This window comes from Aegicerativicinus sediminis (assembly GCF_015476115.1).
GTDB classification, from domain to species: Bacteria; Bacteroidota; Bacteroidia; order Flavobacteriales; family Flavobacteriaceae; genus Aegicerativicinus; species Aegicerativicinus sediminis.
In genome coordinates this window covers 2789648-2807570 of the sequence record NZ_CP064295.1, presented here as the reverse complement: position 1 = coordinate 2807570, position 17923 = coordinate 2789648, and the positions used below count along the sequence as shown (strand labels likewise).

Genomic DNA, 17923 nt, shown 5'->3' with positions numbered 1-17923 from the left:
ATGAAACCTGAAGAAAAAAAGAAACGGCTTAGAGAAACTTATGACCAGTTCATAGATATCATGACCAATGGTGATAACCCAGAGGATTTGAAGCATCTTATATCCAAAAATTTTGCGGGTTATGGTACCACCATTGATGAAAAATTTTCAGACTATCTGGGGGTACTCAAAATGGTTAAACTTCAGGTGGAACAAGCCGAAGGTATGGTCACAGAATTTATTTGTCGACCCGTGTTCCGAGACTTTAGTGAAGAAAACAACCATGCAACGTTTATAGATGAATTTACCGTGCGTATAACAAGTAACGGTAACACTCAAGAAATACCATTGCGATTAAGCAGTATTTTGGTTGTTGAAGAAGGAAAATGGAAGATTAAACACTTCCATGGATCGATGGCTGTTGAAACTGAGAATGATACGTGGCATCAAGAGGAGTTCAAGCAAAAAATGGAAAAGCTCCAACAGCTTGTGGATCAAAAAACATCCGATCTCACCCAAAAAAATAGAGAGTTAGAAATAGAGGCTGCACTAGAACGGGTTCGAAGTAGAACCATGGCCATGCATCAAACTTCCGAATTACAAGAGGTCATCAATACGGTATACCAACAACTAACAAGTTTAAATTTAGATATTACGGGTGGTGCCTTTATTGCAATTAATGATGAAATAACACATGATATCTGTTGCTGGGGAGCTGGAGGCACAACAGATTATGTCGATAGGGTGCATATCCCACATATGGATATTCCAATTTATACGGAAATGATAAAGGGAATTGGCAAAGGTCCTGGATTCTTTACTGAATCTTTTACTCCAGAAGAAAAGCAGGAATTTTTCGATCGTCTTTTTCAAAATCCCCCCTACTCTGAATCCCCCAAAGAGTTAAAAGAAGAAGTGATGTCTAGAGAGGGTGGATATACACGTTCTTGTACAGTTTCTGAACATACAAGCATTTTTATCGTCAACCACCATGGACGGGAATTTTCGGAGGAAGATAACGCAATCCTCAAGCGGTTCGGAAAGGTATTCGAACAATCTTACACAAGATTTCTTGACTTGCAAAAAGCTGAAGCACAAGCAAGGCAGGCACAGATTGAAGCTGCTTTAGAACGGGTTAGGGGTAGGTCAATGGCGATGCATGAAAGTAAAGAATTAACTGAAGTTTCGGCTGAACTTTATAGGGAGCTCAAGAAACTTGGAGTTCCACTTTTAGGATGTGGGTTTGGTTTATGCACTAAAGAAAATGACTATGCTGAACATTGGATGCATGTGGAAGATGGCTTACTCCCTATGGTTAAGGTCCCAATAGACCTTGATGATGTACACCGTAAGATGTATCATTCATGGTTAAAGCAACAACCATGTACTATTGAGCTATCGGGAGAACAACTAACCCACCATTATACTAAAATGGCCGAGATTACCTATTTAAATTTGGCCATTGAAAAAATGAAAGAATCGGAAACCAAATTACCGGACTTTCAAAAAAATCATGTCATACCTTTTAAATATGGCTATACAATAATAGCCACTACAGAAAACTTTCCAGAGGACTCAATTTTTGGTCGATTCACCAAGGTTTTCGAACAAGCGTATACCCGATTCCAAGATCTAAAAAAAGCAGAAGCACAAGCAAGGGAGGCACATATTGAAGCTGCTTTAGAACGAGTTAGAAGCAAAGCCCTCGGAATGAATCAATCTTCCGATTTGTTGGACATCGTGGTTTCAATGCGCCAAGAATTTATTGCCCTAGAGCATGAAGCACATTATTTCTGGCATATGCTTTGGCTACCTGAAACCTATGAAAAGGCCATGACATCGGGAGATGGAAGTCAAATAGGAATGGTGATGGAACTCCCTAGACATATCCATGGAGAGATTCCACTTTTAGCTAATTGGGAAAAAGGTAATGACCCAATAGTTGTCTATGCAATGGATGTAGATGCCGCCATAGATTATGTAGATAAGATGATCACATTAGGGGATTTTAAAAAAGTAGATCCCCAAGCACCAACCTTAGATGATATAAGACATATTGGTGGTTTAACCTTTATAATGGCCCGTACCACTCACGGCGAAATTGGCTATAGCCTTCCTGGAAAAGTGGATAATCCGCCTATAGAAGCAAGAGATCTATTGGTGCGATTTGCAAAAGCTTTTGATTTTGCCCATAAACGCTTTCTTGATTTAAAACGTAAGGAAAAACAGGCCCGCAATGTAGAAATAGAATTAGCCTTAGAAAAAGTAAGGAGCCGCACCATGGCAATGCAGCATAGTGATGAACTACCTGAGGCGGCAAATCTTTTATTTACTGAAATTCAGGCGTTGGGGATTCCAGCTTGGAGTTGCGGTTACAACATTTTATCAGAAGACAAAACTTATAGTACCTGTATAATGAGTAGTGAGGGCGAGTTGCAGGAACCTTTCAAATTACCACTTACAGAACATATAAGCCTTCAACCGTGGCATCAAGCCATAGTTAATGGGGAAGATTATTTTGTATATGGTCAGGATGGAGAAGATTTGGTAGAACACTATCGGTATATGACCGCCTTACCAGAATTGAAAAACACCTTTGAACAATTTAAAAACGCAGGTCTAGAGCTGCCTAAGGCACAAATAAATCATTTGGCTAGATTCTCCCAAGGATTTTTACTCTTTATAACCTATGAACCTGTCCCTGAAGCCCACGATATATTTAAGCGATTTGCCAAAGTCTTTAACCAAACCTATACCCGTTTCCTGGACCTTAAAAAGGCCGAAGCTCAAGCTAGAGAGGCCCAAATAGAAGCTGCTTTGGAACGTGTTAGGGCCCAAGGGATGGCAATGCATCAAAGTTCTGAAATCAAAATAGCAACTCAGACTCTTCATGATCAACTTATTAATTTAGGTCTATTAGATGAATACGCTAAGGCCCAAATACAAGAGATTGAGGATGGTAGTGAGGTGGTTGTTATGTGGTCTACTAATTTTGGTGCAGCTGATGAAGATGTCTACTTCGAAATTGACGTGAATGACATTGCAAAATTTGGAGAATACTATCGATTTTATACCAGCATTCCTAAATCAGAAAGAAAACGAAACACCTTTGTTCTTAAATATAAAGGTGAGGAACTTACCGAATTAGTTGAATGGGCGGTAAAAAATGACATTGTTCAAAAAGAGGAAGGGGATCATTTATTACAGACCTTTGATGAATATTACGATCATTATGCTTTATTTTCTCACGGCTCCTTAGTCGTTTCAAAATTCGAACCACTAACCCCAGAACAATTTTCAATTCTTCAACGTTTTGCGGTGGTATTCGAGCAAACTTATATCCGTTTTCTAGATTTAAAGAAGGCAGAAGCTCAGGCCAGAGAATCTGAAATTCAATTGGCTTTAGAGCGGGTGCGTGCAAGATCTTTGGCCATGCACAAAAGTGAAGAATTGGCCGAAGCAGCCACAATTCTTTTCCAACAGGTAAAAGGATTGGGCATACCTCAATGGACCTGTGGATTTTGCATATTTGAAATAGATGATACAGAATTTACTTGGTATCCTGGCGGTGCAGACGGCGAGATACTTCAACCATCCAAGATCCCCCTATTAGAGCATCCCATTTTCAGACAATTCAACGAATCACGAAAACGCGGTGATGAACTCTATATTTATGAGAAATCCGGGGAAGTACAAGAAGATCATTATCGCTATATGCTAACGCTTCCGGTTGTAGGTGAATATCTACAAAGCCGTATAGATGCAGGTGAAGAGTTTCCAACGTTTCAAATTGATCATATTGTTAATTTTTCCCATGGCAATCTTATTTTCATCACTTATGAGCATGTCCCGGAAATGCATGATATATTCAAACGCTTTGGAAAAGTATTTGAACAAACCTATACCCGTTTTTTAGACTTGAAAAAGGCCGAAGCTCAAGCAAGAGAGGCCCAAATAGAAGCATCTCTTGAACGCGTTCGTTCAAAAGCTATGGCCATGCATAGTTCAAAAGATATTTCGGAAACTGTTGACCTATTTTTTAAGGAATTAAAAGTTCTAGGCATTGTTCCTATCCGTTGTGGGGTTGGAGAAATTGATGAGCAAAATCAAACGTCAAACCTTTCGGCTACAACCTCATCCAATCAAGGAGATTCATATGAGGTAATTGGCAAACTCAAATTGGCAGGGCACCCAGTTTTGGAACGAATTTTTCAACATTGGAAAATGCAGAAGGAATATCATCCGGAACTTAAAGGCACCAATTTGACCGATTATTATAAGGTAATGAATCCCCAAGTTAACTTCCCCGATTACCCTGAAGACATTATTCAATATGGTAGCTATTTCTATTTTAAAGAAGGGCTAGTCTTTGCTTGGACAGAAAAACAATTAAGTGATGAAGAATTAAAAATATTCCGTCGTTTTACATCGGTTATCTCTCTCACCTATCGCCGGTATATGGATCTCAAAGAAGCGGAAGCCCAAACCCGAGAAGCACAGATTGAAGCTGCCTTAGAGCGCGTTAGGTCTAGATCCATGGGCATGCAAAAAAGTGATGAATTGTTAAGTGTTGTCAAAACTTTATACGGTGAGTTTCAGAGTTTACAGGTCAATTTTGATGTGGTTGGAATTCATTTAATTCAGGATACATCTAAGGATTTACATCTATGGTTAAGTACAGCTGATGGATTGTATGATAATATTGTTCACTGGCCATATAAAGACATACGTATTTTCAGTGACGTTCATACATCCATTGAAACCGGAGAAATGTTTGAATCAACCTATTCAAAAGAAGAAACCAAAGAATTCTTCACTGAATATTTCAAGCTAAAATCGGTACCTAAAAATAGGAAGGCGGTCACAAAAAATGTAGAGGCTATTGAATGGATTGGTTCATTTTTATCCAATTCCGGTCTTTTACTTATGCGTTATACAAGTGGGGAATTTAGTCTGGAAGAGAAAGACATCGTTAAACGTTTTGCCAAAGTCTTCGAACAAACCTATACACGTTTCCTAGATCTTAAAAAGGCAGAACAACAAGCTCGTGAAGCACAGATTGAAGCTGCACTAGAAAGAGTTCGGAGTAGATCAATAGCGATGCAAAAATCTGAGGAGATTTCAGATATTGCTGGAAAGATTTTCACCGAACTAAGAGAGCTTGATCTGGCCTTAAATAGAGTTCTAATCTGGACCTTTAATCATGAAGAAAAATACACGACCTGGTGGTCTGCAAACCCAGAGGTAGAAAATACTGCAGAAAGTTACCGCATAGATTATAATGATAATCCCGTTTTCCTCAATTATCTTGAGGCTTGGAAGAAAAGAACGCCAATTCATTTGTTTACCTTATCGGGAGATGTTAAAAAACACTGGGAAGATCATTTGTTTGAACATACTGAACTGTCCCGACTACCAGAAGAGGTTAGAAAAGGCATGAGATCGGAAGGTACTCTCTATACAGTTAGTGTCATTAGTGATTATGGGCTGATGATGTCGGGAAGTTTAGAAACATTATCTCAAGTGAGCATCGATATAATTCAGCGCTTTGGACGTGTATTCCAGCAATCGTACACACGTTATCTAGACGTACAAAAAGCTGAAGCCCAAGCGAGGGAATCACAAATTGAAGTGGCTCTTGAAAAAGTACGAAGCCGAACCATGGCCATGCAAAAAGGAGAAGAATTAAAAGACGTGGTTGTGCTTTTATATAAAGAATTAATGTCGTTGGGAGTAACCAATTTCACAACTTGTGGTTATGTGGAAGTCAATGAAAAAACTGAACGACAATTAACCTACGTTACTCATCCTGGCGGGGACTCCTTAGGACTGTTTTATCTGCCATTAAAGGGAGATGATACTTTTGATGACCGCTATGCGGCCTGGAAAAGACAGCAAAAAATTTTCCATCAAAGCGTGGCTGGAGAAGTCCGTATTAAACATCTGGAATATGCGATAACTACTTTCAATTCCAAGGAAGCTGAAGAAATGGTGCGTAATGAATTTCCTGATCCTACGATTTTTTATTGCTTTAACTTTTCCCATGGATATTTGCATTTGGTTACTGGATCTTTATTAAAGCAGGAAGAAGAGGAAATACTGGCAAGATTCACAATAGTATTTGAACAAACTTATGCGCGTTTTCTTGATCTTAAAAAGGCAGAAGCACAAGCCCGAGAAGCCCAAATAGAAGCTGCTCTTGAACGTGTTAGGTCTAGGTCTATGGCCATGCGCAAAAGCGAGGAGTTAAGAGATGCGGCCAGCCTTCTTTATAAAGAATTGCGAAGTCTGGATATTGGAAAATTTTTAAACTGTGGTTACGTACTTATCGATGAGCACAATAAGGTTCAGAATGCTTGGATGACCCATACTGATGGGGCAATAAGAGAGGCTCATCAAATGCCTTTGGTTGGTGACGAAATCATGGATGAACGCTATGCTATGTGGAAGAAAAAAGTCGCAATATTTCACCAAAAAGTGGGAGGTGAAAAATTGAAAATTCATAATGCCTTTGCCACCGGGCAAAAAAATCCTGAAGAAAGTGCAAAGAATATGTTGTTGGATTTACCTGACCCTACGGTTTTTTATTTCGGTAATTTTTCTGAGGGTTATCTGCACCTTCTTGCTGAGGAAGAATTCAGTAAAGAATCAGAAAAAATTCTCTCGCGGTTCACTAAGGTATTTGAAAATACGTTTCGACGTTTCCTCGATTTACAAAAAGCAGAGGCCCAAGCACGCGAAGCACAGATTGAGGCAGCCCTTGAACGTGTAAGATCTAGAACTATGGGCATGCAGCAAAGTGATGAATTGGAAGAAGTAATTCAATTAGTCTTTGACCAGTTTGTCCAACTAAATATCAATTTGGATCATTCTGGTTTTATTTTAGATTACAAGACAAATGAAGACATGCATATTTGGTTGGCGGATAGAAACAAATTCAAATCTGAAATCTTCCTCCCTTATTTTGATTGCGCACACTGGAATAGTTTTATAAATGCAAAAAAAAATGGAGAACACTTTTTCGCAAACCTCTTGCAGCATGAGGAGAAAAATAAATTTTATAACGACCTTTTCAATTTGCTTCCTGATCCACCAAATGATCTCTTAAACATTTACCTAAGTAAACCTGCTTTGGCAATTTCAACTGTATTGTTAGACAATGTGGGACTTTACATCGAAAATTTTGATGGAATACCCTATACCGATGCCGAAAATGAAATTCTAATGCGTTTCGGAAAGGTATTTCAACAAACCTACACTCGATTCTTAGACCTTAAACGTGCGGAAGAACAAGCAAGAGAAGCACAAATAGAGGCTGCTCTAGAAAGGGTGCGTTCCAAAGCAATGGCAATGAGGAACAGTGAAGATATTTCTGAGGCTACTACAGTACTGTTTGATGAAGTTGAAAAGCTGAAAATAGAGACCATACGATGTGGAATCGTCATTGTCCATGAAAACAAAATAATGGATGCTTGGACCACTTCAATTGATAATAATTCACAAAAAATAAAGGTTACAGGCCAGATAGATATGACCATCCATCCACTCTTACTAGAAGTTTTTGAAGGATGGAAAAAACAAAGTCCTCCAGGGGAATATAAATTGGAAGGAAAGGACGGGAAAGCCTATTATGAAGCCTTAAGCCGGGAAGCGCAATACAGTTTGCCCGATTCGAAAGATGTGGAAGAAACCCATTACTGTACCTGGTTCAATTTTAAGGAAGGTAGCTTTTTTACATTTACAAAAGATCAATTACCAGAAATTGCCAGGGTTATTTTTGAACGTTTCGCCAAAGTTTTTGGGCTAACCTATCAACGTTATCGTGAACTTATTGAATCTGAAAAACGTGAAAAAGAGGCGCGAAAGCAAGCATCTTTAGATCGGGTACGTGGAGAAATTGCCAGCATGAGATCCACCGAGGACTTAGAGCGCATTACCCCTATAATTTGGGACGAACTTACCAACTTGGGAGTTCCTTTCTTTAGGTGTGGGGTGTTTATCATTGACGACATTGAGGATAACATTCAGTTACACCTTTCCGATCCTCATGGAAATTCATTGGGGTTAATGAATTTAGACTTCTCCACAAATAATATAACTAAGAATGTGGTTGAATCTTGGAGAACTCATGAAGTTTATAAGGAATATTGGAACAAACAAGATTTTATTAACTGGACTCAAGGTCTACAAGATTTAGGTAAAATTGAAACTACCACTAAATACCAAGGTGGTGATACCGCTCCTGAATCCTTGTATTTAAATTTTGTCCCATTTTCCCAAGGCATGCTTTATGTGGGAAATTTAGAACCCTTAAGTGATGAAAATATTGGGTTGGTAAGAAACTTAGCGGAATCCTTTTCCATAGCCTATGCGCGCTACGAAGACTTCAACAAACTTGAAAGAGCCAAAGCCAATATCGAAAAGGCACTAAAAGACCTAAAAGACACCCAAAAGCAATTGGTGCAATCTGAAAAAATGGCATCACTCGGTGAACTAACCGCAGGAATTGCGCATGAAATCCAAAACCCTTTGAACTTCGTCAACAACTTTTCTGAAGTGAGTTCAGAAATGATTGCAGAAATTAAGGAAGAACTGCAAAAAGGTGAAATGGAAGAAGTTGAGGCCTTACTACAGGATATTAGCGAGAATTTGGAAAAAATCAATCACCATGGCAAGCGTGCAGATTCCATTGTAAAGGGAATGTTAGAACATAGCCGAACAAGTACTGGCGAAAAAACACCGACTGACCTTAATAGCTTATGTGATGAATATCTTAGACTTTCGTACCATGGACTAAGGGCAAAAGACAAAACATTCAATGCTGACATTAAAACTAATTTTGAAGCTGATGTACCAAAAATAAAAGTCATTTCACAAGATATCGGTCGGGTATTATTGAATCTTATGAATAATGCGTTTTATGCATGTAGCAAAAAAGCGACCCATCTCAAATCCGAGAAATTAAAGGCAAATGGGAATGCAACTAGCATTATAGAAGAATTTAAACCTCAAGTTTATGTTGGTACATCCAAAATTGGGGACTTTGTTGAAATAGTGGTGGCGGATAATGGGGAAGGCATTTCTAATAATATAATTGAAAAGATTTTTCAACCTTTTTTCACAACCAAGCCCACAGGACAAGGAACTGGTTTAGGCTTAAGCCTTAGTTATGATATAATTAAAGCTCATGGGGGAGAAATTGAAGTCACCTCCGAAGTAGGAAAAGGAACAACATTTACAGTTAAGTTGCCCACAGAAGAAAATTAATGAAAGTAACTCCATCCATAGAAAAAGAAGTTTTAGAAGTGCATTCCTTATGGTTGCATAGCTACATCAATGGAGATGTTGAAACCTATAATTCCTATTTCGACGATAGCTTTCATTTTATAGGTTCAACCAATAATGAGGAGTTTTTAGGCCGAAAAGAGGCTACAGATTTTTTCAGGGTTACGGCGGATCAATTATCAGGCAAAACAGAGTTGAGAAATGAAACCAAAATAGTTGAAAGCATTGGTGACCTAATTTTTATCACCCACTTTTTCGATGCTTGGTTTTTAAATGAAAATGAATGGAACTACTACGGTCGATTTAGATGTTCAAATGCCTTAAAAGAGACTGAAGAAGGTTGGCGTTTTGTATACCAGCATTATTCAACACCAGATGCAAAAACGGATGAAGGTGAAACCATTGGTTACGATAAAATAAACCAAGAAAATCTTGAGTTAAAGGAAGCTGTTAAAAGACGGACCATTGAGTTAGAAGAGAAAAATAGAGCCTTAGAAATTGAAACCTCACTTGAAAAAGTTAGAAGCCGTACTATGGCTATGCAAGAAAGTAAAGAACTTTTAGAGGTAGCTAATGTATTACTCCAGCAAGTGACAAAACTTGGGGGAAAAATTTGGGGAACTGGTATTGGTTTGTGTGAGGATAATTCTGATACAGACAAATTCTTATTTGCCAATGAGAAAGGTATATTACTACCTGTTGAAATTCCTCACACCGAAGATTTAGTGCATAAAAAGAATTATAAAGCTTGGAAAAATGGCACATCTTCCCTAATACAATCGGCTGGCGGGAAAACTTTAAAAAAGCATTATGATTATATGCTATCCTTGCCAGAGACCAAACCCTTTTTCCAGACAATTTTAGATTCAGGCCTGCAATTTCCTGAATGGCAACAATGGAATATGGCTAGGTTCTCTAATGGTTATCTCCTTATTATTACACTCGACCCATATAACGACATTGAATTATTAGAACGCTTTGCCAAAGTCTTTGACCAAGCCTATACACGGTTCCTCGATCTCCAAAAAGCTGAAAAACAAGCAAGAGAAGCACAGATAGAAGCGTCATTGGAAAGGGTTAGGGCTAAATCTATGGCCATGCACAAAACAGATGAACTTCAAGATGTAGTGCGCACAGTAGCCGAAGAATTACAAAGAATGGGAGTAGTTTTAGATGTAGGGGGTGCCGTAATTTGCACTTATTTTGAAAATTCTAAAGACGTCATCCATTGGACGGCCTCCGATGACCCAACCCACCCATCGATACCTTTTTTTCTGCCATACTTTGAGGATACTCTTTTTGAAGAAGCATGGGAGTCAAAACTGCGTGGAGACACCTATTTTGCCAAAAACTTTTCTTTTGAAGTTAAAAATGCATGGTTCCGAAAAGCTTTCGAAGTTTCGGATTACAGACAATTACCCGAAGATTATAAAAAATTACTTCTAGAAAGTGAAAGTCATGCCATTGCATTTGCATGGGCGGAAAATTCGGCAATAATGATTCCTAATCTAGAAGGAAAATTACCCAATGAGGAAGAAAAAGATATTCTTATACGATTTGTCAGGGTTTTTGAACAAGCATACATTCGTTTTCTAGATCTACAAAAGGCTGAAAAACAAGCAAAAGAAGCACAAATTGAAGCCGCCTTGGAGCGCATTAGGGCTAGTGCCATGGCCATGCACCAAACAGAAGAGCTTCATCAGGTATTAGGTGTTTTATTTGAACAATTTGATATTTTAGGTATAAATCCTGCCTGGGCCCACTTAACTCTTGTAGATCTTGAGAAAAACTCCTTTACCTACCGAATTACTGGTCCTCAAGGAAAGCGTCATATGGCCGAACAAATAGTTTCTTTAGATGCAAGACCAGAATGGCAACATGCCGCTGAAGAATTTAAATCTGCTAAACCTAACAGTGTTACCGATTTACATTTTCCTAAATCTGTATTACCCCAAATTTGGGAATTATTCTCTGAAACCATTAATTCTTTTCCCAAAGGAGATGGTTTTAATCAGGATGATTTTCCAAATGGATTATATAGCACCCAAGGTTACCACAAATTTGGTTATATCGGTTTTAATCATTACAGACCGGCTACCGACGAAGAAAAGGATATCATCGCCAGGTTTGCAAAAGAATTCGGTCGTTTATACCAAAGGTACTTAGATATAAAAAAAGCAGAAGCTCAGGCTCGAGAAGCTAAAATTGAAGCCTCCTTAGAGAGGGTGCGGGCGCGGGCAATGGCTATGCATAATACAGATGAGCTAACAGATGTTTTATGTGTCCTTTTTGACCAGTTTGATGTATTAGGAATTAATCCTATTCTAACCCATTTAACACTAATGGATGAGGAGAATGAAACTTTTAGTCTAAGGATTACAACCACCGCTGAAAACCGCATTGTTGCAGAGCAAAAAATCGATATAAATGCTATAGACGCTTGGCAAAATTCGTTTCAAAATTGGAAAAATAGTGAACCTAATGCTGTTGATTGCATTGATTATAGTCCTGATCAATTGCCGTTGTTATGGGAACTTCTTCGGGAGGTAATGGATGCGTTACCTGAAGGGCATAAAATTTATCCAGAAGATTTCCCTGAGGGATTATACACTACCCAAGGTCATTTTAAATTCGGTTACATCGGGTTTAATCATGTACGGAGGGCCACCGATGAAGAAAAATCTATAATTGTTCGGTTCGCAAAAGAATTTGGCCGCACCTATCAACGCTTTTTGGAATTGCTAAAAGCAGAAGAACAAACAAGAGAAGCCCAGATAGAAGCTTCCTTGGAAAAAGTACGTGCAAAAGCAATGGCCATGCATAGCAGTGCGGATCTTTCTCCTGCAGCTAGCGTGATTTTCAGCGAATTAAAACGGCTTGGGATAAACACCATAAGAAGTGGGGTTGGTTTGCTTACTAGGGATTCTAGAAAGGTCGCATTATATTCTGCAGCAGCCTCTGAACAGGGAGATAATCTCCCGTTGGTTGGATGGGCTATGTTGGAAAACCACCGTGTCTTGGATGAGATGTATGAAAAATGGTTAGTAAACGAAGATTATTTCCCTATCCTTAAAGGCGAAGATTTAAAATCTTATTACAAACAGATAAAATCTAATTTCGAATTACCCCCGGAACAGGAGCAAGATTATGAACAATATGGATATTTTATTTGTTTCACCCATGGTTTGTTTTATGGTTGGTCTGAACAAGAATTTTCAGATCAAGAGAAAAATATTTTAAAGCGTTTTGCTTCTGTTGTTGACTTAACATTTAAACGCTTTTTCGACCTTCAAAAAGCAGAAGAACAAGCTAGAGAATCACAAATACAATTATCTCTAGAGCGCGTTAGGGCAAGGTCCATGGCCATGCAAAATTCGGATGAGTTACATGACGTTCTAAGCCTACTTTTTAAACAATTTGATGTTTTAGGTATTAAGCCTTTGAACGCATTTCTTAGCCTATTTGATATCGAACAAAACACCTTTACTTATCGTGCCACCGGTACGTCTGGCAGTAGAATGCAAACTCAACAAGTAGTTGATATGGATTCCTTGGATTATTGGAGGGAGCTGTCCAAAAAATGGCAGAATGACAAACAAGATTCCATTGAAGTTATTTTTTATCAACCTGAAATATTAGAAGAGGTTTTTGAACTATTAGATGAAACCTTTTCCGCCATGCCCGAAAATGAGCGACTGACCCTAGCGGATATTCCAAATGGTGGATATGCTGTCCATGGATATTGTAAGTTCGGATATATCGGTTATAATCACCTCCAACCACCAACCGAAGAACACAAACAAATCCTATTAAAATTTGCCAATGAATTTGGGCAGGTGTACCAACGATTTCTAGATATTCAAAAGGCAGAGGCTCAAGCACGCGAGGCCCAAATTGAGGCATCATTAGAAAGGGTAAGAAGTAGATCTTTGGCAATGCATAGTACATCTGAAATGCAGCTAGTAGCCAATGAAGTGTTGGAGCAACTATTACAATTAGGTCTTGAAATTGACGGCTTAGCAATGAGTGGTGTCATTGCTAATGAATCTGATTATGACGTTTGGGTTGGTGGTTCAAAAACAGAAAAACCTTTGCGTATTTCCTATAACAACAAAACTAAAGTTCAGCGGGATTATAATAAAATTATAAAGGAGCGACCAGAACTATTTACCAATACCTATTCGGGAAAATCCATGAAGGCCTATTTTAAACATCTTATGGCCAATAACGAATTTAATGCTGACCTTGAGGAAAAGATGTTAAACTGTTCCGCTTTTACAACTTCTTTAACCTTCATGAAAAATTCAGGTATGCAAATAGTCCGCTATACTGCGGAGCCATTTTCAGATGAATACAATACAATTTTAAAGAGGTTTGGTAAAGTATTTGAACAAGCCTATATCCGTTTCCTTGATCTTCAAAAATCAGAGGAACAAACACGTGAGGCCCAAATTGAAGCTGCCCTTGAAAGGGTTAGATCCAAAGCGATGGCCATGCACAAAAGTGAGGAATTATCCGATCTATCATTGGAATTAGTTAATCAGGTCCAAAAATTGGGGATTTCTTCTTGGTTCTGCGCCTTCAACATTTACGATGATCCTATTGAGGGTTCCTTAGAATGGGGCAGCAATGGTGAGGGAGTTTTTCCAAGGTACCGAACTCCAAGAGAAGGTGTTTTCCTAAAATATTTTGAAGCAGGTAAAAGAGGAGAAACCTTATTGATAAACGAAATTGGAGAAGATAAATGCCCGGCTCACTATGAATACCTTTGCTCCTTACCGGGAGTTGGAGATCAATTGTTGGAAATGAAGGCAAATGGTATCCCCTTCCCTACCTCACAAATTGATCATGTGGCGTTTTTTAAGTACGGTTATATCATTTTTATAACCTATGACCCAGTTCCAGAATCTCATGATACATTTAAACGCTTTGCAAAAGTTTTTGAACAAAGCTATACTCGATTCCTCGATCTTCAAAAATCGGAGGAACAAGCACGGGAGGCAGATATTCAATTAGGTCTTGAAAGAGTCAGGGCAAGTTCAATGGCCATGCAACAAAGTAATGATCTAGAATCTGTGGCCTCTGTGTTATTTAAGGAGTTAGATCGATTAGACCAAAACATTAACCGTTGTGGTATTGGCATTATCGATGAGGAATCCATGACAGCAGATGTTTGGTCTACAATGCATACCAATAACGGATTAGAAGTTTCTATATCGGGAAAAGAACCCTTAAATATTCATCCCTTATTGGAAGGGGCGTATAAGTCTTGGTTAAATAAGGAAGATTTTGAATTTAGATTATCTGCAGAGGAATATTCAAATTATCAAAAGATTGTAAATGCCGCTGATTTTAACCTTCCAAAAAATAAAAGTTCAGAAAAAGAACAGTTTTATTTTGCAACCTTCTTTAATTCTGGAGGAATTTATGCGTTTTCAGATAAGTCTCTCCCTGAAGAAACCCGACAGGTAATTATAAGATTCAATAAAGCCTTCGGTATGTCCTACCAACGCTTTCTTGACCTTCAAAAATCAGAAAAACAAGCAAGGGAGGCACGAATTGATCTAGCGGTTGAGCGAGTTCGTGCTAAGGCGCTGGCCATGAACAAATCTGAAGAAATCATGGAAGTCGTTGCCAAGCTTAAGGATGAAGTGATGGGTCTCGAAATCCCAAACGTGGTGGCAGCCACAATTTTTCTAAATGAAGGCAAGGATAAGGTGAGGATGTGGGACTTGTCAACCCTAGAGAAAGATGATAACGGTTATCAAATTCCGTTTGACATTTCCTTCAAACTAAAAAAGAAAGACCCTCATTTGTATGTAAAACGAGTATGGGATAATCCTAAAGATTATTTTATAGATAAACAGGATGAAAAAGATTTTATACGCATCGTTGAATGGTTAAAAGAAAACAACCAAGATAAAATTGCATCTGAGATTGAAGAATACATAGAAAATACACAATTAAAGCAACTATATCACGCTGTTAAGAGGCTGAATAATGGAAAATTGGCAATTGATTTAATGGATCCACCATCGGATGAAATGGAATCTATACTCACTAAAATGGGTGCGGCCTTCGATTTGGCTTACAAACGATTTGAAGATCTTGATAGAGCTGAAAAACGCGCAAAAGAGGCCCAAATTGAAGCAGCATTAGAACGGGTTAGAGCAAGAACCATGGCTATGCAACACAGTGAAGAACTTGCCGAAACAGCTGCTGTATTATTTCAGCAATTCAAGGAACTTGGCCATCGTCCTGAACGAATGAATATCGGGATAATAAAAGAAAGTGAGGATTTAATAGAATTTTGGTCTACGGAACAAGGGGGCAAACAAATACAAAAGCTATTTATTGCTTCTATCCATGAGCCAACAACAGTTAATAAGGTTTATAAGGCTTGGAAAAATAAAGAGAAAACTATTGAAATTGACCTTACTGGCAAAGACTTAAATAAATGGCTTAAATATTTAACAAAAGACATAGGGGTGCCTTTTAGTTCAGAATCGAAACCAACAAGAAGGATACATTCAGCGGCCTTCTTTTCTGAAGGGCTTATAATAATGTCCAACCCAACTGAACAAGATGAAGAATCCTTAAAATTATTAGAACGATTTGCCGCGGTTTTTGAACAAACATATACCAGGTTTCTAGACCTCAAACGTGCAGAAGAACAAGCAAGGGAAGCGCAAATAGAAGCAGCCTTGGAACGGGTTAGAGCTAAAACCATGGCCATGCATAGCAGCGATGGCTTACTGGATGTCATTCAAATAATATTTGAGCAATTAGTGCACTTGAATATTCCATTGAACAATGTAAGTTTTGGCACCAACATTCAAGATAAAGAATTAAAGTTTTGGATTGCGGCAAAAGGTATGCCTAAACCGATATTTTTTGAAGTTCCTTATATCAATAACCCTGCTCCAGATCGTGTTCGGGAAGCCCAGAAAAAAGGATTGGACTTTTTTGCAGATAAACTTACGCCAGAAGAAAACAGAATCTGGTTAGAGCATGTTTTTAAACATTCAGATTTTCAATCAGTATCAAAGGCAAACAAAGAATATAGTCTTAAAAGTCCCGGATATGCACGTTCAACCTTTATTCTTAATAGCATTAACCTTTATGTAGGCAATTATTACAATCAGCCATATACTAATGAAGAGAATAGTATTATAAGGAGATTTGCTAAAGTTTTTGAGCAAGCCTACACCCGTTTTATAGATCTCCAAAAGGCAGAGAAACAAGCAAAAGAGGCAATAAAACAGGCCGCCTTAGATAGAATTCGGGGTGAAATTGCCTCTATGCGGACACAAAAAGACTTACAACAAATAATACCCATCATATGGCGTGAATTAACCACCTTAGGTGTACCATTTTTTAGATGCGGTGTGTTTATAATTAATGGCGATAATAATGAGGTGGAGGTATACCTTTCAAATCCAAAAGGTGAAAGTTTGGCTGCCTGGACCTCCAAGTCTGAACAAATTGAATTATTCAATGAAATGGTTAATTCATGGAGAAAAAATCAGATTTATAAAACAGAATGGACTAAAAATGATTTTCTAAATTTTACCCAAACATTAATGGATCAGGGCCTTATTGAAGAACCCAAAAAATACATGGATAAGCACGAGGCACCTGAACACTTGGCCCTACAATTGATTCCTTTTAAGCAAGGCATGCTTTATATAGGAAGTGCCGAAAAGGTAAATGACGAACAATTAGCCTTGATAGAAGCTATTGCCCATGCATTCTCTATTGCCTATGCACGGTATGAGGATTTTATTAAACTAGAGGATGCCAAAAAGAAAGTTGACCAAACCTTAGATAATTTAAAAGCAGCCCAAGAACAATTAATACAGAGTGAAAAATTGGCAAGTTTGGGTCAATTAACTGCAGGTATTGCCCATGAAATAAAGAATCCTTTGAATTTCGTCAATAATTTTTCGGAAGTGAGCCAAGAACTTATTGATGAAGTTTTTGAAGAAATAGAAAGCCTAAAAGATCCTGAGGTAAAAAAAGATATTACTGAAATTTTGAAGGATGTAAAGGACAACCTCAAAAAAATACATATTCACGGAACTAGAGCTGACGGAATAGTTAAATCTATGTTGCAACACAGTAGATCCTCAGAAGGGAAGATGGAAATGCACCATTTTAACAACTTAGTTACAGAATATGTGAATTTAGCATACCATGGCATGAGGGCTAGTAAATCTCCCATTAGCGTAGACATCAAATTAGACTTGGATGACAAGGTGAAGGAATTGAAGGTGATTTCTGAAGATCTTTCGAGGGTAATTATCAATGTGTGTAATAATGGGTTTGATGCTATGAAGGAAAAACTATTTCTAAATTCGAATTCAGAATTTAAACCTTTATTAAAGATAAGAACTAGAGATACACAGGAAACTGTTGTTTTGGAAATTGAAGACAATGGGTTAGGAATTCCAGAATCCATAAAGGATAAAATCCTACAACCCTTCTTTACCACCAAAAAAGGCACAGCGGGTACCGGATTGGGTCTTTCAATAAGTCATGATATCATTAAAGCACATGGAGGAGAATTAAGAATTGACAGCGAGACTAATAAAGGAACTACATTTTGTATCTTATTACCTAAAAAAAATTCACCAACCATAGGCCTTAAACAATAAGA

At 38.1% G+C, this 17923-nt stretch carries 2 protein-coding genes; both read left to right on the top strand.

Annotated features, from left to right (window positions below; genetic code table 11):
• Positions 1-9246: an ATP-binding protein gene (locus ISU00_RS12090; protein ID WP_228850921.1), complete on the top strand. Its 9246-nt coding sequence runs from the start codon at positions 1-3 to the stop codon at positions 9244-9246.
• Complete coding sequence (locus tag ISU00_RS12085; RefSeq protein ID WP_228850920.1) at positions 9246-17921, top strand: nuclear transport factor 2 family protein; 8676 nt, start codon at positions 9246-9248, stop codon at positions 17919-17921. The genes ISU00_RS12090 and ISU00_RS12085 overlap by 1 nt, the downstream gene beginning before the upstream one ends.
• Positions 17922-17923: the final 2 nt, after the last annotated feature.